Origin of the sequence: Aeromonas sp. PS2Canimalfood6 (assembly GCF_048276795.1) — a bacterium.
Lineage (GTDB): Bacteria > Pseudomonadota > Gammaproteobacteria > Enterobacterales > Aeromonadaceae > Aeromonas > Aeromonas caviae.
This window is the reverse complement of sequence record NZ_JBLUXC010000044.1, coordinates 18,912-36,997: the sequence shown is the minus strand read 5'-3', so window position 1 is coordinate 36,997 and position 18,086 is coordinate 18,912. Positions and strand designations below refer to the sequence as shown.

At 64.1% G+C, this 18,086-nt stretch carries 17 protein-coding genes; 8 read left to right on the top strand and 9 right to left on the bottom strand.

The window, feature by feature from the left end:
- Nucleotides 1-794: 794 nt before the first annotated feature.
- The 6 genes from trpA to ACNPAA_RS16025 form a co-directional block, all read right to left on the bottom strand.
- Complete coding sequence (gene trpA / locus ACNPAA_RS16050) at nt 795-1,601, bottom strand: tryptophan synthase subunit alpha (RefSeq protein WP_109422163.1); 807 nt, start codon at nt 1,599-1,601, stop codon at nt 795-797.
- Entirely contained in the window at nt 1,598-2,791 is a 1,194-nt protein-coding gene (gene trpB / locus ACNPAA_RS16045; protein ID WP_041214833.1) for a tryptophan synthase subunit beta, read from the bottom strand. Before trpB ends, trpA begins: the two co-directional genes overlap by 4 nt.
- Before the next feature lie 188 nt (nt 2,792-2,979).
- A complete protein-coding gene (gene trpCF / locus ACNPAA_RS16040) occupies nt 2,980-4,497 on the bottom strand; it encodes a bifunctional indole-3-glycerol-phosphate synthase TrpC/phosphoribosylanthranilate isomerase TrpF (RefSeq protein WP_417891864.1) in 1,518 nt (505 codons plus the stop codon).
- A complete protein-coding gene (gene trpD, locus ACNPAA_RS16035; RefSeq protein ID WP_010673697.1) occupies nt 4,497-5,510 on the bottom strand; it encodes an anthranilate phosphoribosyltransferase in 1,014 nt (337 codons plus the stop codon). Before trpD ends, trpCF begins: the two co-directional genes overlap by 1 nt.
- Before the next feature lie 10 nt (nt 5,511-5,520).
- Entirely contained in the window at nt 5,521-6,120 is a 600-nt protein-coding gene (locus ACNPAA_RS16030) for an aminodeoxychorismate/anthranilate synthase component II (protein ID WP_109422165.1), read from the bottom strand.
- An 80-nt stretch (nt 6,121-6,200) separates the two neighbouring features.
- Complete coding sequence (locus ACNPAA_RS16025) at nt 6,201-7,835, bottom strand: anthranilate synthase component 1 (protein ID WP_200163691.1); 1,635 nt, start codon at nt 7,833-7,835, stop codon at nt 6,201-6,203.
- A gap of 424 nt (nt 7,836-8,259) precedes the next feature.
- Between ACNPAA_RS16025 and rnm the strand changes: the two genes are divergently transcribed.
- From rnm to tesB, 7 genes are all read left to right on the top strand, one after another.
- A complete protein-coding gene (rnm, locus tag ACNPAA_RS16020) occupies nt 8,260-9,141 on the top strand; it encodes an RNase RNM (protein WP_039039192.1) in 882 nt (293 codons plus the stop codon).
- 125 nt (nt 9,142-9,266) lie between these two features.
- Nucleotides 9,267-9,887, top strand: coding sequence for an L-threonylcarbamoyladenylate synthase (locus ACNPAA_RS16015; protein ID WP_010673702.1), 621 nt, complete (start codon nt 9,267-9,269; stop codon nt 9,885-9,887).
- Complete coding sequence (locus ACNPAA_RS16010) at nt 9,880-10,761, top strand: segregation and condensation protein A (RefSeq protein WP_010673703.1); 882 nt, start codon at nt 9,880-9,882, stop codon at nt 10,759-10,761. The genes ACNPAA_RS16015 and ACNPAA_RS16010 overlap by 8 nt, the downstream gene beginning before the upstream one ends.
- Before the next feature lie 41 nt (nt 10,762-10,802).
- Nucleotides 10,803-11,495: an SMC-Scp complex subunit ScpB gene (gene scpB / locus ACNPAA_RS16005; RefSeq protein WP_042014199.1), complete on the top strand. Its 693-nt coding sequence runs from the start codon at nt 10,803-10,805 to the stop codon at nt 11,493-11,495.
- On the top strand, nt 11,488-12,411 hold the full coding sequence (gene rluB / locus ACNPAA_RS16000; protein ID WP_039039190.1) for a 23S rRNA pseudouridine(2605) synthase RluB: 924 nt from the start codon (nt 11,488-11,490) through the stop codon (nt 12,409-12,411). The genes scpB and rluB overlap by 8 nt, the downstream gene beginning before the upstream one ends.
- Before the next feature lie 213 nt (nt 12,412-12,624).
- Nucleotides 12,625-12,996, top strand: a complete 372-nt coding sequence (locus ACNPAA_RS15995; protein ID WP_045524070.1) for an endonuclease domain-containing protein — start codon at nt 12,625-12,627, stop codon at nt 12,994-12,996.
- 181 nt (nt 12,997-13,177) lie between these two features.
- Nucleotides 13,178-14,041, top strand: a complete 864-nt coding sequence (tesB, locus tag ACNPAA_RS15990) for an acyl-CoA thioesterase II (RefSeq protein ID WP_039039188.1) — start codon at nt 13,178-13,180, stop codon at nt 14,039-14,041.
- Nucleotides 14,042-14,104: 63 nt separating this feature from the next.
- Here the strand turns inward: tesB and ACNPAA_RS15985 are convergent, their stop codons facing one another.
- The 3 genes from ACNPAA_RS15985 to ACNPAA_RS15975 form a co-directional block, all read right to left on the bottom strand.
- Nucleotides 14,105-15,280: a dicarboxylate/amino acid:cation symporter gene (locus tag ACNPAA_RS15985; protein WP_113978044.1), complete on the bottom strand. Its 1,176-nt coding sequence runs from the start codon at nt 15,278-15,280 to the stop codon at nt 14,105-14,107.
- A 168-nt stretch (nt 15,281-15,448) separates the two neighbouring features.
- Entirely contained in the window at nt 15,449-16,012 is a 564-nt protein-coding gene (locus tag ACNPAA_RS15980) for a class I SAM-dependent methyltransferase (protein ID WP_234823610.1), read from the bottom strand.
- A 90-nt stretch (nt 16,013-16,102) separates the two neighbouring features.
- Nucleotides 16,103-16,738 carry a TetR family transcriptional regulator gene (locus tag ACNPAA_RS15975; RefSeq protein ID WP_043155094.1) on the bottom strand — a complete coding sequence of 212 codons (636 nt, stop codon included), beginning with the start codon at nt 16,736-16,738 and terminating at the stop codon, nt 16,103-16,105.
- A gap of 162 nt (nt 16,739-16,900) precedes the next feature.
- On the opposite strand from ACNPAA_RS15975, the gene ACNPAA_RS15970 reads away from it, so the two are divergent.
- Complete coding sequence (locus ACNPAA_RS15970; protein WP_114522902.1) at nt 16,901-18,082, top strand: efflux RND transporter periplasmic adaptor subunit; 1,182 nt, start codon at nt 16,901-16,903, stop codon at nt 18,080-18,082.
- The last annotated feature ends 4 nt before the right edge of the window (nt 18,083-18,086 follow it).

The following is an 18,086-nucleotide window of genomic DNA, read 5'->3' as shown; positions in this document are numbered from 1 at the left end:
CGAAGAAACGGTCTAAATAGGCTGATTCAAGGCATTTACGGGAGAAAAAATCGGCTCAAACATGAAGAAATGAAATGACTGAGTCAGCCGAGAAGAATTTCCCCGCTTATTCGCACCTTCCTTAATTAGTGAGCAATTGTCGTTTCAAGTAGGTTGCTGAGCGAGCAAAACTGCGAATATTCCCATCACCCCAACCCTCTCCCGGAGGGAAAGGGAGCTTGTTTGCGGTTAGACGGGGGCTGTGGGCTGGCACGGTTTTGTCTTGATCCCCCTCCAAGCTGCCGAGTCGAGCTCAATGGGTCAGGAGCGCCGTCAGGGATGACGGCGCAGCCGCAGTTGGTACAGGGATGTACCATCTGCGGCGTTCCGTCCGACCCAGAGAGCGAAATGAGGGAATCCGCCGTAGGCGGGCGGCTTGGCGGGGGTGGCCTTTCTTTTGGTGACTTTTCTTTGGCCACGCAAAGAAAAGTCACTCGCCCAGGCCCGAAGGGCGGGCGAAACCCTGTCGAGGGCAGAGCCCTCGTGTTCCATGGGGCGAAGCCGCATCAGGGGGCCAACCGCTGGCTCGGGAGTTCGGATTAACTCCGCCCGGATCGCGAACATCCGAATACGCTGTGCTATTCGAACCTACGATTCGATAACACCAGGGGATTATGGGTTCCCTCACCCTGACCCTCTCCCAAGGGGAGAGGGGACAAAGACGCTGGGAGCGGCAACAAGCAGGAAATAGAAAGGGAGCCTATCAGGCTCCCTTTCCGCGCTCACGGTCAATGGCATCTGACCCATGCCGCTCCTTATCGATTGGTCGCGGCCTTCATCCCTTCCACAAACTCCTTCAGACGGGTGAGCATATGCTCCGGGTTCTTGTGGTGGGTTTCGATGATCTTCACCACTGCCGAACCCGAGATGGCACCGGCGGCGCCAGCGGCGATGGCCTCACGTACCTGAGCCGGTTCGCTGATGCCAAAGCCGAGCAGGGCGGGGGGGGCGTTGAACTCGCGCAAGGTATTGATCAGCCCCTCCACCGGCATGCCGGCCTTGGTCTCGGCACCGGTCACGCCGGCGCGGCTCACCAGATAGGTGTAACCGGAGCCCAGCTCGGCAACAGCCTTGAGCGTCTCGGCATCGCCGTTGGGCGGGGCGATAAAGATGCTGTCGATGCCGAACTTGTCGGCGGCCGCCTTGTAGGGTTCGCACATCTGCACCGGCACGTCGGCCACCAGCACGGAGTCCACCCCCGCCTGCTGGCACTTCTCGTAGAAGCCGTCGATGTGGCGCACATAGACCAGGTTCGCGTAGACCAAAAGGCCAATGGGCAGCTGTGGGTACTTGGCGCGGATGCGGGCGAGCAGGCCGAAGCAGTCATCCGGGGTGGTGTGGCTGGCAAAGGCGCGCAGGGCGGCACCCTGAATGGTGGGGCCGTCCGCCACCGGATCGGAGAAGGGAATGCCGAGTTCGAGGGCGTCGGCGCCCCCTTCGACCAGGGCATCGACGATGGCCAGGGACAATTCGGGGGTGGGGTCACCCAGCATCACGAACGGCACAAAGGCGCCCTGATTGGCTTCGTCCAGACGGGAGAAGAGTTGTGCGTAACGGTTCATGACAAGGTTCCTTCTTTTTCAAAGATGTCGGCAACGGTGAAGATGTCTTTGTCGCCACGGCCGGAGAGGTTGACGATGAGCACCTGCTCTTTTTCCGGTTCACTGCGGGCCATCTTGAGGGCATGGGCCAGGGCGTGGGAGGACTCCAGCGCGGGTATGATGCCTTCGGATTTGGCCAGCTCCTGGAAGGCGTCCAGCGCCTCCTTGTCGGTCACCGAGGGGTACTCGGCGCGGCCGATGGCGGCCAGGTGGGCGTGCTGGGGGCCGACGGAGGGGAAGTCCAGCCCCGCCGAGACGGAGTAGGACTCCTGGATCTGGCCCTGGTTGTCCTGCATCAGGAAGGAGTGCATGCCAAAGAAGACCCCCTTGCTGCCGTGACCGAGCGGCGCGCCGTGCTCGCCGCTCTCGATGCCGTGACCACCGGGTTCGACCCCGATAAGGCGCACGGAAGGCTCATCGATAAAGTCCGCAAACATGCCGATGGCATTGGAGCCGCCGCCAACGCAGGCGATCACCGCATCGGGCAGGCGCTCTTCTTTTTCGAAGCACTGGGCCTTGGCCTCTTCCCCGATCATCTTCTGGAACTCCCGCACGATAGTGGGGAAGGGGTGGGGGCCAGCGGCGGTGCCGAGCAGGTAGTGGGCGGTCTCGTAGTTGGCAGCCCAGTCCCGCAGCGCCTCGTTGCAGGCATCTTTGAGGGTGCTGGAGCCGGAGTGCACCGGGATCACGGTGGCGCCCATCAGCTTCATGCGAAACACGTTCGGCTTCTGGCGCTCGCAATCCTTGGCTCCCATGTAGACCCGGCACTTGAGGCCGAGCAGGGCGCAGGCCAGTGCAGTGGCCACACCGTGCTGACCGGCGCCGGTCTCGGCGATGATCTCGTGCTTGCCCATGCGCTTGGCAAGCAGGGCCTGACCCAGCACCTGGTTGGTCTTGTGGGCGCCGCCGTGCAGCAGATCTTCACGCTTGAGGTAGAGGCGGGTCTTGGTGCCCTTGGTCAGATTGCGGGTCAGGGTGAGCGGGGTCGGGCGACCGGCGTACTCGGTCAGGAGTGCCTGAAACTCGGCGACGAAGGCCGGATCGTCCTTGGCATCGACGAAGGCCTTCTCCAGCTGGAGCAGGGCGGGGATGAGGATCTGGGGCACGTACATACCACCAAATTCACCGAAAAACGGATTGAGCAGGGTCATGGTTATCTTCCTTTACATTCTGCAATTGAGATCAGGTATGAGCCTTGGCGGGCTGAGGCGTATGGCTGGGGCACATACATGTCATCGACGAAATTCACCGAAAAACGGATTGAGCAGGGTCATACATTATTCCTTGTGCTTATGGGCAAACGCAGTTCATTAATTCGTTGAATGAGTCACGGGGGCGCTCACAGTTGGCGCAGGGCGCCAAAGGCGGCAGCCAGCTTGTGGGCATCCTTCCTGCCCGGGGCACTCTCCACCCCGGAGTTGAAATCAAGGCCGAGGCAGCCCACTTGCGCGGCCTCGAGGGCGTTGTCGGGGTTGAGGCCCCCCGCCAGCATCAGCCGGGCTTTATCGAGATGGGCCAGCAGGGTCCAGTCGAACGCCTGGCCGGTGCCGCCGCTCTGGCTGCCGACCGCAGTTTTCACGACAGTATCCAGCAGCAGGCGATCCGCCGGGTAGTCGAGGGCGGGCAGCGGCTCGCCGCTCGTTATTCCTACGGCTTTCCAGATCTGGCAGCCCGCCGGCAGCAGGGGGCGCAGGGTCTCGATATAGGCGGCGTCTTCGTCCCCGTGCAGTTGCACGGCGGCGAGCCCCAGCGCATCTACCGTCTTGGCGATGGTGGCGGGCTGGGCATTGCGAAACACCCCGACGTAAGAGAGCGGCGCACCCGCCATCACGGCGCGGGCGGCGGGAATGTCCACGTAGCGCGGGCTTTTCGCCACAAAAATGAGGCCGCCGAACACGGCGCCCGCCTGATGGGCGGCGGCGGCGTCCTCGGGACGGGTCAGGCCGCACACCTTGTTCTGGCCGAGCACGAGCTTGCGCACCGCGGCCTCCAGATCCGGCTCCGCCATGAGGGAAGATCCCACCAGGAAGCCCTTGGCGTGGTGGCGCAGGGCCGCCACCTGGGCGCGGTGGTTGATGCCGGATTCGCTGATCACCACCCGATCCCCCGGGATCCTGGCCGCCAACTGCCGAGTGCGGGCAAGATCGACGCTCAAATCCCGCAGATCCCGGTTGTTGATGCCAATCACCGGGGCGCCGAGGTCGATGGCGCGGGTCAGCTCCTCCTCGTTGCTCACCTCGGTGAGCACCCCGAGGCCCAACTCTTTCGCCACGTTGAACAGGGCGCGATACCCCTCGTCGGTGAGCACGGAGAGCATCAGGAGGATGGCGTCCGCCTGATAGTGGCGGGCCAGATAGATCTGATAGGGGTCAATCATGAAGTCCTTGCAGAGCACCGGCTGCTGGACGCGGCCCCGTACCCGGGGCAGGAAGGCGAAATCCCCCTGGAAGAACTTCTCGTCCGTCAGCACCGAGATGGCGGTGGCGTAGTGGCCATAGATGTCGGCGATGGCCTCCGGGCTGAAGTCGTTGCGGATCAAGCCCTTGGAGGGGGAGGCCTTCTTGCACTCCAGAATGAAGCGGGTGGAGCCTTGGCGCAGATCCCCCTCGAAGTCCCGATCGCTTGGGGTCAGCGCGTCCTGGAAGCTCGCCAGGGGCTGGCTCTCCTTGCGGGCGGCGACCCACTCCTGCTTGGCCGCCACGATCTTGCCGAGGATGGTCTGGCTGATGGAGGCCATGTTCAGAAAGGCGTGGGGAGCAATGACATCTGACATCTCGTTATCCTTGCGAAGCTGGCTGTTGCCCGTCGGGCGTTCTGGGTGAGTGCCCCTGGGGCACGCTGTGGTGGTGGCTGACATCATGCCTCCTGATGGCTCAGGGTGGCGAGATCCCGGGCGAGGAGGGCGGCCTGGCCGCTTGCCAGCACCGCCAGCACCCGGGCGGCGGCCTGCCTAAAGTCCGGGGCCTCGCCCGCCATGACCAGGAGCGGCGCCACGTTGGCGGCGATGGCGGCGTTGTGGGCCGGGCTGCCGCGTCCTTCCAGGATGGCGGCGGTGATGGCGCGGTTCTCCTCGGGCTCACCGCCCTGGATGGCGCTGACCGGGTAGGTGTCGAGGCCAAAGTCCGCCGGGGTGAGCAAGTACTCGCGAATTTCGCCGTCGCGGATTTCCGCCACCTGGGTCGGGCCGTGGATGGCAATCTCGTCGAGACCGGCGCCGTGCACCACCATACCGGTTTTCAGGCCGAGTGCCAGCAGGGTTTCGGCGATGGGGCGCACCAGCTCGGGGGCATAGACCCCCATCAGCTGGAAGCTGGGACGAGCGGGGTTGATGAGCGGCCCCAGCACGTTGAACAGGGTGCGGGTCTTGAGGGCCTGGCGCACCGGCATGGCATGGCGCACCCCGGCGTGGTACTGGGGGGCGAACAGGAAGCAGACCCCGAGCTCGTCCAGGCAGCGGCGGGCCTGGGCCGGGCTCATGTCGAGCTTGATGCCCATTTTATCGAGCAGATCGCTCGACCCCGACTTGCTCGAGACCGAGCGGTTGCCGTGCTTGGCCACTTTCAGGCCGCAGGCGGCGGCCACCAGGGCCGAGGTGGTGGAGACGTTGATGGTGTTGAGGCCGTCTCCCCCGGTGCCGACGATGTCGCAGAAGGCATAGTCCGGGCGCGGGAAGTCGCGGGCTTCGGCCAAGAGCGCCTCGGCGGCGCCGGCGATCTCCTCCGGGGTCTCCCCCTTGATCTTGAGGGCGGTCAAAAGGCTCGCGAGCACGATGGGATCCACTTCACCACGAACCACCTGGCCGAAGGCGTCGCGGGCGGCGTCGCGGGTGAGAGACTGACCCTGATAGAGGGTGTTGAGATGTTGATGCATGGTCTCTTCCTTACCGCACGTGGCTTTCTGGACGGGTGACATGGGCGAGGGCCTGGGTGAGCAGGCGGGCCCCTTCGCTGGTCATGATGGATTCCGGGTGGAACTGGAAGCCCAGCACCCGCTCGTCACGCTGCTCGATGGCCATGGGCATGCCCTGATAGTGGGCAATCACCTGCAACTCTTGTGGCACATAGGTGGCCACCAGGGAGTGGTAGCGGGCCACCGGCAAGGGGCTCGGCAGCCCCGCGAAGGCGCCATGGCCGTTGTGCTCGATGAGGGAGCGCTTGCCGTGGACGATTTCCCCCGCCGCCCCGACGGTGCCGCCGTAGGCTTCGCACAGGGCCTGATGACCGAGGCAGATGCCGAGGATGGGCACCCGGCCCCGGGCCAGCTTGATGAGATCGATGAGGCAGCCCGCCTCATGGGGGGCGCCCGGCCCCGGGGAGAGCACCAGCACGGCGTCCCCTTCGCAGGCGTCGATCTCACTCATGATGCGGCTCGCCGGCAGGCTGTTGCGGTAGATGCGCACCGGGTAGCCCAGGGTGCGGAACTGGTCGACGAGGTTGTAGGTAAACGAGTCGAAGTTGTCGAGCAGGAAGATGTTAGTCATGGGACTGCTCCTTCGAAGTGCGGAACTGGTCGGCCAAAGCGTTGTAAGTGAACGAATCGACGTTGTCGAGCAGGAAGATGTTAGTCATGGCTCACGTCCTTGTGTTGTTCCTGCTGGGCGCTGAGGGCCTGCAGGGAGGTGCCATGGCTGGCAGCGATGGCGGCCAGCACGGCCGCCGCCTTGGCGCGGGTCTCGTCCGCCTCGGCCTGGGGTTTGGAGTCATAGACCACCCCGGCGCCGGCCTGGACATGGGCGACCCCCTCTTTCACGAAGGCGGAGCGGATGACGATGCAGGTGTCCATCTCCCCTGCGCCGTTCAGGTAACCCACGGCGCCGCCGTAGCTGCCGCGACGCTTGCCTTCCACCATGCGGATAAGCTCGCTGGCGCGCAGCTTGGGGGCACCGGTCAGGGTGCCCATGTTCATGCAGGCCTGGTAGGCGTGCAGGGCGTCAAGGTCGGCGCGAAGGGTGCCCACCACCCGGGAGACCAGGTGCATGACGTGGCTGTAGCGATCCACTTTGAGCAGATCCTTGACGTAGCGGGTGCCGGGGGCGGAGATGCGGGCGATGTCGTTGCGGCCCAGATCCACCAGCATCAGGTGCTCGGCCACCTCTTTCTCGTCCTGGCGCAGCTCCAGCTCGATGCGGCCGTCCAGATCCAGGTTGATGCTGCCGTCCGGGTTGAGGCCACGGCGGCGGGTGCCGGCGATGGGGTACATCTCCACCTGGCGGCTGTTGGCACAGAACTTGACCGCGCTCTCGGGGGAGGCGCCAAACAGGGTGAAGCCCTCGTCCTGCACGTAGAACATGTAGGGGCTGGGGTTGGTCTGCTTGAGGCGGCGATAGGCGGCGACGGGATCCGGGCAGGGGAGGGAGAAGCTGCGGGACGGCACCACCTGGAAGATGTCACCACGGCGGATGAAGCCCTTGAGCTTCTCGACCTCGGCGCAGAACTGCTTGTCTCCCTTGTCGACGGCCAGGGCGCCGGTCAGCGGCGCGGTGCCCTGCGGCGCAGGCAGCGGCTGCTGACAGGCCTGTTTGAAGGACTCGAGGCGAGCGGTCAGGCGGGCGTAGCGCGCGTCCAGCTGCTCATCCTCTTCGCCGCCGAAGAGGCAGGCCAGCAGCGCCGTGCTCTGCTTGATGTGATCGATGGTGATCAGGGTCTCGGCCACATAGAAGCAGTAGTCAGGGCAGTCGTTGCTCCCCTCTGGCACCTCGGGCAAGTCTTCAAAGGAGGCGATGAGGTCGTAGGCGAAGCTGCCCGCCATGAAGAGGGCCTCTTTGCCCTGCTGGCATTGCAGCTCCCGCTGCAGGGTGCGCAGCACGTCCAGCACGCTGCTGCCCTTGAGGCGGCTGTCTTCGTCAAGCTCCCGATCGGACGCCGGGAAGTCGAGGTGCAGCTCGTCCGCCACCCGGGTCTGGGTGATGACGGCGGGCAGGCGCTGCTCCAGCAGGCGCAGCAGGGCGGCGCCGTTGTCGCCGAGGGGGCGCACCTGCACGGCGCGGCCGCGGCACTCGATGCGCAGGCAGGCGTCCACCAGCAGCAGGCTCTGGGTGCCGGCCTTGGAGTCGATCTCCACCGATTCGAGCAGCAGGTTGTTGGGTCTGTCCTGGCAGAGTCGGGTATAGAGTGCCAGGGGGTCTGTCACATAGGGGGCATTGAGCCGGATGGTATCGAATTCGCCCAGGGGCAAACGGGTCTTGTTGCCTGTCATAATGCCTTCCCTTGCATGTGTTGTGTGTCACCGATGGTCATGGCGCTGTCTCTCTTGAAAATGGGTCGGGTTCGGGTCACGTCAGCGAGTTCGCCATCGCCATGTCAGTGTGCTTCTCTGAATTGTCGGTTTCATCACAGGTCCATTTGCCGGATAATAAAAAAGCCCGCTGGGGTCAGCGGGCTTTTTCTTTGGGTTCTTAACTTGCTGTCAGATTACAGGTACAGCAACGACCACACGCCCGCATGTCAGGGAGTGTGCCACCACCAGATGGTCAGGATGGAAGTCGCTTGCATGAGATTGAGTCCTGTAAAAAGATGTTTGCAATGAAGTGCCTACAGAAAACGATAAAGCCGCGGCCAAGTCAAGTCGCTTTTTTGCCGGCCTTTTCCAGGCAGGTCCCAAACAAGAGCGAAACACGCCGATGAGATTCGATCTGCATTGCCACACCACCGCCTCGGACGGGGTGCTGAGCCCCGCCGACCTGGTGCGCCGCGCCGCCGAAAAAGGGGTGGAGGTGTTAGCGGTCACTGACCACGATACCCTCGACGGGCTTGAGGAGGTGCGCCAGACCATCTCGGCCGACCAGTTGCCACTGCGCCTGGTGAGCGGGGTGGAGATCTCCACCGGGTGGGAGCATCACGAGATCCACATCGTGGCCCTCGGGGTGGACGAGAAAAATCCCCAGTTGCTCGCCTTTCTGGCAGGGCAGCGGGCTCGCCGGGAGGCGCGCGCCGAGGAGATCGGGCGTCGTCTGGAGAAGTGCCTCATCCCGGGCACCTATGAAGAGGCCAAGCAGCTCGCCGGTGACGCCGCCGTGACCCGGGCCCACTTTGCCCGGGTGCTGGTGGCGCGCGGGGTGGCCGACAATATGCAGAAGGTGTTCAAGAAGTACCTGAGCCGGGGCAACAAGGGCTATGTGCCCGCCGAGTGGCCCGGGATGGGGGAGGCCATCGAGGCCATCCACGCCGCAGGCGGGCTCGCCGTGCTGGCTCACCCGAGCCGCTACAATCTCACCGCCAAGTGGATCAAGCGACTGCTGGTGGCCTTCAAGGCCGTCGGGGGGGATGCCATGGAGGTTTCCCTGCCCCAGCAGAGCCCCCAGGAGCGGGCGAATCTCGGCCAGTGGGCCAGGGAGCACGATCTCTATATTTCGGTGGGGTCCGATTTTCACTTCCCCTCCAACTGGACCGAGCTTGGCCGCCACCTCTGGCTCCCCAAGGAGGGGATGCCGCTGTGGCTGGGTCACCCCGGTCATTTCGGGCTCACCCCCGAGGAGCATGCGGGCCTGCTGGCCAGCCGCTGACCCCCCGGGCCGGCATCTTTGATGCAGGCGAGTCTGCGTCAAACAGGTTAAGGTAGTGTCATGGGCCAAGGGGCCCTTGACCATGAAGCGGGCAACGAGCGTGCCCCCTATCGCGAGAAGAGCATATGAGTCAGCATTTTTACGTACATCCCGACAATCCCCAGGTTCGCCTCATCAGCCAGGCGGTGCAGATCCTGCAAAATGGCGGCGTCATCGTCTATCCCACCGACTCCGGCTATGCCCTGGGCTGCCAGATGGGCAACAAGGATGCCCTGGAGCGCATCTGCCGCATCCGTCGCATCGAGCCGAACCACGACTTCACCCTGGTGTGCCGGGATCTCTCGGAGATCTCCACCTATGCCAAGGTGGACAACACCGCCTTCCGGCTGGTCAAGAACAACACCCCCGGACCCTACACCTTCATCTTCAAGGCCACCAAGGAGGTGCCGCGTCGCCTCATGAACGAGAAGAAGAAGACCATCGGCATCCGGGTCCCGGCCAACAACATCGCGCTGGCCTTGCTCGAGGCCCTCGGTGAGCCGCTGCTCTCCACCACCCTGATCCTGCCGGGCTCCGAGATGGCGGAGTTCGACCCCGAGGAGATTGCCGACAAGCTCGGCAAGCAGCTGGATCTGGTGGTCAACGGCGGGTATCTGGGCGAGCAGCCCACCACTGTGGTGGACTTCTCCGACGACGAGCCCGTGCTGCGTCGCCGCGGTGCCGGGGATCCGACGCCGTTTGAGTGATCTTGCCGACCCCGTGCCCGCGCTGACAACCCCCGCGGGCACGACGGGGGAGGCTTCCCTTCCCCCGCCCATCGCCACCGTGCTGGGGCAGCCCTACCATGAGCTGCCCCAGGACTTGTTCATCCCCCCCGATGCGCTGGAGGTGTTTCTCGACACCTTCGAGGGGCCGCTGGATCTCTTGCTCTACCTCATCCGGCGCCAGCAGCTCGACATCCTCAACCTGCCCATCCTGCAGATCACCGCCCAGTACATGGAGTACGTGGATCTGATGCAGGGGCTCAACCTCGAGCTGGCGGCGGAATACCTGCTGATGGCGGCCTGGCTCGCGGAGATAAAGTCCCGCCTGCTGCTGCCCAAGGCCCCGGAGCTGGAAGACGAGGAGGAGGGAGAAGACCCTCGCGTCACCCTCATTCGTCGCCTGCAGGAGTACGAGCGCTACAAGCTGGGGGCGGAGCGGGTCAATGCCCTGCCGAGGGTGGAGCGGGAGATCTTCGTCGCCGCCGCCATGGCGCCGGATTTTGGTGCCTTGAAGCCATTGGCGCCCGATGTTTCTCTGGTTGAACTCGCCCTTTACATGCAAAGTGTGGTAAAACGCGCGACTCATTTTGAACATCACCAGATCCGCCGCGAGCAGATCCCGACCCGGGTACGGATGGCGGAGATCCTCGCCATGCTCTCCCTGGGCCAGACCCTGCGCCTGGAGCAGGTGCTGCGAGCCGAGGAGGGGCGCATGGGGGTGCTGGTGACCTTCCTGGCCCTGCTGGAGCTGTGCAAGGAACAATTGATCTGGATCTTGCAGGCGGAGCCTCTGGGGCCCATCCATTTTGCCCTGGCCAGTCAGGGGAAAGGGGAGGAGCATGAGCATCTACACTGAGCGAGGGGCGGCGCCAGGGGCGTGGACCCGGGAGGTCCACCGTGGCGCTGCCTGCTGAACGATTGAAGACCCTGATCGAGGCGGCGATCTTCGTGGCGGGGCGTCCCCTCACGGTGAGCGAAATCAAGGGCAGCGTGCTCTCGGACTACCCGGTCACCGGCCGCTATGTCCAGCTGCTGCTGGCAGAGCTCAGACAGGATTACAGCGAGCGGGGGGTCGAGCTCAAAGAGGTGGCCTCCGGCTGGCGTTTCCAGGCCCGCCAGGAGTATGCCGAGGAGCTGTCGCGCCTGTGGAGCGAGCGAGCTCCCCGTTATTCCCGCGCCGTGATGGAGACGCTGACGCTGATTGCCTATCGTCAGCCCATCACCCGGGCGGAGATAGAAGCCATCCGCGGGGTGGCGGTGTCGAGCCAGATCGTCAACACCCTCAAGGAGCGTGGTTGGGTGCGCAGCATCGGCCACAAGGAGGTGGCGGGTCGCCCCGAGCTGCTCGCCACCACCCGTGAATTTCTGGACTATTTCAACCTGCAGAGTCTGGAGCAGCTCCCCGAGCTGGATCCCGAGCTGCAGGCCCCCTTGTCGCTCATGCCGGGCGAGGGCGGTGACGGTCAGCCTCTGGCAGGCCGTGCTGAGCATGAACATGGTGGGGAGGCCAACGGGGCCTTCCCACAAGAGCCAAGGTTGTCCGCGATGTCGGCGGGCAGCGATCAACAATCAGGTAAACCCGATGAGTGAAAAACTGCAAAAAGTATTGGCCCGCGCGGGTCAAGGCTCCCGTCGTGAGATGGAGGCCCTGATCACCGCAGGTCGGGTCAGCGTGGATGGCAAGGTCGCCACGCTGGGGGATCGCGTCGAAGTGAACGCCGTGATCCGGGTGGATGGCCACCAGGTCAAGACCCGCGCCGCAGAGGAAGTGATCTGCCGCGTGCTGGCCTACCACAAGCCCGAAGGGGAGATGTGCACCCGCCACGATCCGGAAGGACGTCCCACCGTGTTTGATCGTCTGCCCAAGATGGATGGCGCCCGCTGGATTGCGGTCGGCCGCCTCGACGTCAACACCTCAGGTCTTTTGCTGTTCACCACCGACGGCGAGCTGGCGAACCGGCTGATGCACCCGAGCCACGAAGTGGAGCGGGAATACGCGGTGCGCGTCTTTGGCGAGATCACCGAAGCCATGCTGCAGCGCCTGCGCAAGGGCGTGCAGCTGGAAGACGGCATGGCCAAGTTCAACAAGATCAAGCCGGCCGGCGGTGAAGGGCTGAACCAGTGGTTCAACGTCACCCTGACCGAGGGCCGCAACCGGGAAGTGCGCCGCCTGTGGGAATCCCAGGAAGTGCAGGTGAGCCGCCTGATGCGTATCCGCTACGGCGACGTCAAGCTGGATCGCGGCATCCCCCGCGGTGGCTGGCAGGAGCTGAAACTCCCCGAGGTGAACTACCTGCGCGGCCTGGTCAACCTGCCCAACGAGACCGAGTCCAAGGTCGACCTGCAGCAGGATGGCAAGAGCACCCGCCACAAGCAGGCCGCCCAGATCCGTCGCGCCGTCAAGCGCCACAAGGAGATGCAGGGCAAGGAGCCGCGCGCCCGTGCCACCACCGCCCGTCGCAAGCCGACCTCCTCCACCCGCAATTCCGGCACCGGCAGCAAGTAAGCCGCCGCCACGGGTCGCTCGCCCCGGACACGCCACAAGCCCGCACCTCAAGGTGCGGGCTTTTTTGTTTTCTGCTCCTGCCGGGCTCCTTGAGACTGAATCGCACAGGGGAGAGAAAGGGCCAGACAAGCTCCTCCCCCTTTTGAAGGGGGAGGCTGGGAGGGGGTGAGTAGTTGTTATGCTGACAGGGGTCATAGTCGGAGGAATACTGTCATGAACGAGAAGCCAGTTCGTGTTTTCAACCGCGAGGCCACGCTGGATAAACGGCGTGAACAGCGAAACAATCCAACAGAGCCTGAACGGCGATTGTGGCAGACGCTTCGGGCTGGGCAACTCGGAGTCAAGTTTCGCCGTCAGCAAGGTATAGGCCCATACATTGCGGATTTTTACTGCCCCGGGCGGTTGTTGGTCATTGAGGTTGATGGCGACAGCCATTTCGACATGCGGGGTTTGCGTCATGACAAGCGACGGGATGCCTACATGGCGGCCCTGTCGCTGACGGTACTGAGATTTAGCAACAGGGAGGTGATGGAAAATCTACCCGGGGTGGTTGTCTCTATTCGGGCATGGCTTGATCGCGTCTGACCCCACCCCAGCCCTCCCCTTGCCAGGGGAGGGGGCCAGAGTGCCCTCTGTACGGGCTGGAAAGCGTCATACACTTCCCTTTTTTGAAGGGGAGGTGGTTGCAGACGGGGATGTGCATCAGGATGGTTGCCCTGTCGGGACGGGCTTGTTAGCCTTTCGCGCACAAAGACAGGAGAAACCAATGAGCAAGGTACTGGATGAGCTGCTGGCGTTGCTGGCGCTCGAAAAGATCGAGGAGGGCCTGTTTCGGGGCCAGAGCCAGGATCTCGGGTTGCGATCCGTGTTTGGCGGACAGGTGATGGGGCAGGCCTTGTCAGCCGCCAAGCAGACGGTGGCAAGCGACCGCCAGGTCCACAGTTTCCACTCCTACTTCCTGCGCCCCGGGGATGCCAACAAGCCCATCGTCTACGACGTGGAGAACATCCGCGACGGCCAGACCGTCTCCACCCGCCGGGTCAAGGCCATCCAGAATGGCAAGCCCATCTTCTACCTCAACGCCTCCTTCCAGGTGGAGGCCGAGGGCTTCGAGCACCAGGCGAAGATGCCGGCCGGCATCACGCCTCCCGAGCAGCTCAAGAGCGAGCTGGAGCTGGTGCGTCCCTACGAGCAGATGATCCCGGCGGCCCTGCGGGACAAGATCCTGTGCGAGAAGCCCATCGAAATTCGCCCCGTGACCCTGGTGGACCCTATTCGCCCGGATGTTCACGAGCCCCTTCGCTACACCTGGTTCAAGGCCAATGGCCCGGTGCCGGACGATCAGCGGGTCCACAACTACCTGCTGGCCTATGCCTCCGACTTCCACTTTCTGTTCGCCGCCCTGCAGCCCCACGGGGTCTCCTACTGGGAGCCGGACATGCAGGTGGCCACCATCGATCACTCCATGTGGTTCCACCGGGAGTTCCGGCTGGACGACTGGCTGCTCTACGTGGTGGACAGCCCGAGCGCCAGCGGCGGTCGGGGTCTGGTGCGCGGCCAGTTCTTCACCCGGGATGGGGTATTGGTTGCGAGCACCATGCAGGAAGGGGTGATCCGCCGCCGGGGCTGAGACGCCCCCTTGCACCAACGAAAAACGGGAGCCGATGGCTCCCGTTTTTTATTGCCTGCGCTATCAGGCTGCGTCCTGCTCGGTGCTGAGTGCTGGCTCGCCCCGGGCGAAGCGGTCGGCCCACAGGGCGATGACGCCGTCACCGGTGACGTTGCAGGCGGTGCCGAAGCTGTCCTGGGCCAGGTAGAGGGCGATCATCAGGGCGATGGAGGCCTCACCGAAGCCGAGCATGGAAGTGAGCAGGCCGAGCGCGGACATGACACCGCCACCCGGTGCGCCCGGCGCGGCAATCATGATGACGCCCAGCATCATGATGAAGGGCACCATGGTGCCGTAGCCCGGAATGGCCAGGTGTTCGGAGAGGAACATCACCGCCGTGGCGCAGGTCACCAGGGTGATGGTGGAGCCGCACAGGTGGATGGTGGCGCACAGGGGCACGGTGAAGTTGGCGATGCCGTCGCTCACGCCGTTGCGCTTGCTGGCTTGCAGGGCCACCGGAATGGTGGCGGCGCTGGACATGGTGCCAAGGGCGGTGAAGTAGGCGGGCAGCATGTTCTTGATGAGCATGACGGGGGAGCGCCCCTGGGCGAGGCCGGTGCCGACGAACAGGACGCAGAGCCAGAACCAGTGCATGACGATGGCCATCACCAGCACCACTCCGAAGGTCTTGAGGGTGGCGAAGACGGTGCCTTCCACCGTCATCTCGACGAAGACGCCGGCGATGTAGAAGGGGAGCAGGGGAATGATCACGCGTGCCAGCAGGCGGTCGATGATGTCACGGCCCTGATCGGCGACCCGGCGCAGGTCGGTGGCCTGGGTGGCGCTGATGCCGATGCCGAACACGAAGGCGGCGGCCAGGGCCGACATCACCCCGAACAGGGGCGGGATCTCGAGATTGATGTAGGAAGCGAGCTTGGTGGCTGCCTCGGCGGTGGGTTCGGCGGCCGTGGTCAGGTGCGGGATCAGGTGGCTCGCCACGGTGAAGGCGAACAGGCCCGCCAGTATGGTGGAGCAGTAGGAGAGCCCCACCGTCTTGCCCAGCAGCTTGCCGGAGTTCTTCGGCAGGCTGGCGATGCCGCTCATGATGAAGAAGAGGATGATGAGCGGGATGGTGAAGGTGATGAGCTGGCCTATCACCGTCTTGGCGGTGAACAGCACGCGGGCGACCCATTCGGGGGCATAGAGACCGAGCAGCAGGCCGGCGAGGATACCGGCAACCAGATTGAGAACGAGTTTCATGGGGGAATCCAGGTGTTGGTGTCTGATTTGTTATTTAATTTTGATTTTAATGCCGCTTTTTAACACAAACACCGCATCTTGTCTGCTTTATGGTGGTTAACTCAGGGTTAAATATTGTTAACGGGCTGAATGCCGTGAGGTGTCACTGCCCCCGGGGGCTTTCGCGGATCAGCGCCGCACCAGCAAGGCGTGCAGCCAGGGGCCGTTCACCTCATCTTCCCCCACCCAGCCATGGTGCAGGGTGAAGGGGAGGGGAGCGATCAGGCGTCGCAGCCCCGCCTCGTCGAGCCGGGTGTGCAGGGGATATTCCCCCGACCGTGGCAGCGGTTCGAACTTTCCGTGGGGGAAGGAGGCGTAGAGGGGGTCCCCGGCCTTGAGCAGGGTGGCCAGATGACCGAGCGCCGGGGCTATCTCGTGCTCGGGCAGACAGGGGAGGGAGCCGCTGGCCCAGATGCCGTCATAGGGAACGACGCTTTGCATCTGCTCGAAGCGGCAGACCCGCACCGGCTGGCCGCACAGGCGCGAGGCGGCGGCGGCCTGCGCCCGGCTCGCATCGAAGGCGGTCACGGTGAGGCCCTGCTGGCGAAAGAGGCGCAGATCCTCTCCTGCCCCGCAACCGGCCTCCAGCAGATGACGGCCGCTGCCCAGCAGGGCCAGGAAGGGGGCATGGGCGCCTGCCACGAGGGCGGGGCGAGGGGCGGCGTCGCGCGCCGGCGCGGGGGCGTGTGGCAAGGGTGTCGGGCTCATCGTGATGGGGGGCGTTACTCTAGCAGGTTTGCCCCCGGCTGTTGAGCATTGGCGGGGGCGGCGCGTCTTGCAGACTCAGGGGTGGCGGCGAAGGGTGGGGCTCGCGATGAGGGTGAACAGGGTATCGAGGAGAAAGTCCGACTCCTCCATCAGATCGATGCGATCCGGGAAGTGCAGCCAGTTGATGATGTAGCCGTCCAGGGTGCAGTGGAGCAGGGTGGCGGCGCGGCGCAGATCCAGCCCCTCGGGCAGTTGGCCGCGGTGCACGGCATTGGCCAGGGTGATCTCCAGATCCCGGAAGAAATTCATGGATTGCAGGTGCATGTGCTCGCGCATGACGGCGGCCTCTCCCTCCATGGATTCCAGATTGAACATGATGGTGAACATCTGCTGGTGGGCGGGCTCGGTGCTGATCTTGAGCATCACCTCCTTGAGAAAGCTGCGCAGCTTGCCCAGGGGATCCGGCTCCGCCTCGTCGACGCAGGCATCGAGCTGATGGGAGAGGGGGGCACACAGCTCCTCCCACAGGGTGACGAACAGCTCTTCTTTATTCTTGAAGTGCCAGTAGATGGCGCCCCGGGTGAGGTCCGTCGCCTTGGCGATATCGGTCAGGCTGGTGCGTGCCAGCCCCTGTTGGCAGAAGAGATCCAGGGCCGTGCTCATGATGTTGCAGCGGGTTTGCTGCGCCTCTTCTTTGGTGCGTCTGGCCATTGACTCCGGTCCTGTTTAAAAGTGAAAAAAGTTTCTTACATACATACATACATTCATGAATGTATGTATATTGCCTCATCTTCGCCGTTTTACCAACAGGGGCCTTATAAACCCTGTGGTTTTGTCACTTCTTTTTGATTGAAACTGAGGTTCAGAGACTTGATGCATAAACATATTCTCGCACGTTCGGTCGGCCTTGCCTTGCTGGCAAGCGGCCTGCTGGCTGGCTGTGGTGACAAGGACGGGGCCCAGCAGGCCATGGGGGAGATGCCTCCCGCCGCCGTGGACGTGGTCACCCTCCATACGGCCCCCCTGCAACTGTTGTCCGAGCTCACCGGCCGCACCGCCCCCCTGCGGGTGGCCGAGGTGCGTCCCCAGGTGAACGGCATCATCCTCAAGCGCCTGTTCACCGAGGGGAGCGACGTCAAGGCCGGTCAGCTGCTCTATCAGATTGATCCCGCCGTCTATCAGGCCCAAGTGGCTTCCGCCAAGGCCAACCTCGCCAAGGCCGAGGCCAACGAGCGCAGCGCCCGTCTCAAGGCCCAGCGCTACGCCGAGCTGGTGAAGGTGAAAGCCATCAGCAGCCAGGAGTATGACGACGCCGACGCGGCCTGGAAACAGCAGCTGGCCGAGATCGGGGCCGCCAAGGCCGCATTGCAGACCGCCAACATCAACCTGGCCTACACCCGCATCACGGCCCCCATCAGCGGCCGCATCGGCAAATCGGCGGTGACCGAGGGTGCCCTGGTCACCGCCCAGCAGGCGGACAGCCTCACCTCCATCTCCCAGCTCGACCCCATGTACGTGGACGTGCGCCAGTCCACCGCCGACCTGCTGCGCCTCAAGCGCCTGGTGGCCGAGGGCAAGCTGACCCAGGGGGAGAAGGACGGGGCCGGTGTCAGCTTCCAGCTGGAAGATGGCAGCCAGTATGGCGAGAAAGGGGCCCTCCAGTTCTCCGACGTGACCGTGGACGAGGCGACCGGCATGGTGACCCTGCGGGTGATCGTGCCCAACCCGGATCAACTGCTGCTGCCCGGCATGTTCATGCGCGCCACCCTGCAGGAGGGCGAGCGCCCGCAAGGCCTGCTGGTGCCCCAGACTGCCGTGACCCGTACCCCCAAGGGCGGTGCCACCGTCATGGTGGTGACGGCGGACAACAAGGTGGAACTGCGTGAAGTGCAGGTCGGCCGCATGTCCGGCGACAGCTGGGTGGTGGAGTCCGGTCTCAAGGCTGGCGAGAAGGTGATCGTCGCCGGTCTGCAGAAAGTCAAACCCGGGGTCGTGGTGGCGCCCACTGAACGTGCCGGCAACAGCGCACAACAGACCCCGGCAACCAAGCAGTAGGATG

Bases quoted from the DNA above. Each gene is read 5' to 3' on its own strand.
- trpA (WP_109422163.1), bottom strand. From the start codon at position 1,601: ATGAACCGTTACGCACAACTCTTCTCCCGTCTGGACGAAGCCAATCAG.
- trpB (WP_041214833.1), bottom strand. From the start codon at position 2,791: ATGACCCTGCTCAATCCGTTTTTCGGTGAATTTGGTGGTATGTACGTG.
- trpCF (WP_417891864.1), bottom strand. From the start codon at position 4,497: ATGTCAGCCACCACCACAGCGTGCCCCAGGGGCACTCACCCAGAACGC.
- trpD (WP_010673697.1), bottom strand. From the start codon at position 5,510: ATGCATCAACATCTCAACACCCTCTATCAGGGTCAGTCTCTCACCCGC.
- ACNPAA_RS16030 (WP_109422165.1), bottom strand. From the start codon at position 6,120: ATGACTAACATCTTCCTGCTCGACAACTTCGACTCGTTTACCTACAAC.
- ACNPAA_RS16025 (WP_200163691.1), bottom strand. From the start codon at position 7,835: ATGACAGGCAACAAGACCCGTTTGCCCCTGGGCGAATTCGATACCATC.
- rnm (WP_039039192.1), top strand. From the start codon at position 8,260: ATGAGATTCGATCTGCATTGCCACACCACCGCCTCGGACGGGGTGCTG.
- ACNPAA_RS16015 (WP_010673702.1), top strand. From the start codon at position 9,267: ATGAGTCAGCATTTTTACGTACATCCCGACAATCCCCAGGTTCGCCTC.
- rluB (WP_039039190.1), top strand. From the start codon at position 11,488: ATGAGTGAAAAACTGCAAAAAGTATTGGCCCGCGCGGGTCAAGGCTCC.
- ACNPAA_RS15995 (WP_045524070.1), top strand. From the start codon at position 12,625: ATGAACGAGAAGCCAGTTCGTGTTTTCAACCGCGAGGCCACGCTGGAT.
- tesB (WP_039039188.1), top strand. From the start codon at position 13,178: ATGAGCAAGGTACTGGATGAGCTGCTGGCGTTGCTGGCGCTCGAAAAG.
- ACNPAA_RS15985 (WP_113978044.1), bottom strand. From the start codon at position 15,280: ATGAAACTCGTTCTCAATCTGGTTGCCGGTATCCTCGCCGGCCTGCTG.
- ACNPAA_RS15975 (WP_043155094.1), bottom strand. From the start codon at position 16,738: ATGGCCAGACGCACCAAAGAAGAGGCGCAGCAAACCCGCTGCAACATC.
- ACNPAA_RS15970 (WP_114522902.1), top strand. From the start codon at position 16,901: ATGCATAAACATATTCTCGCACGTTCGGTCGGCCTTGCCTTGCTGGCA.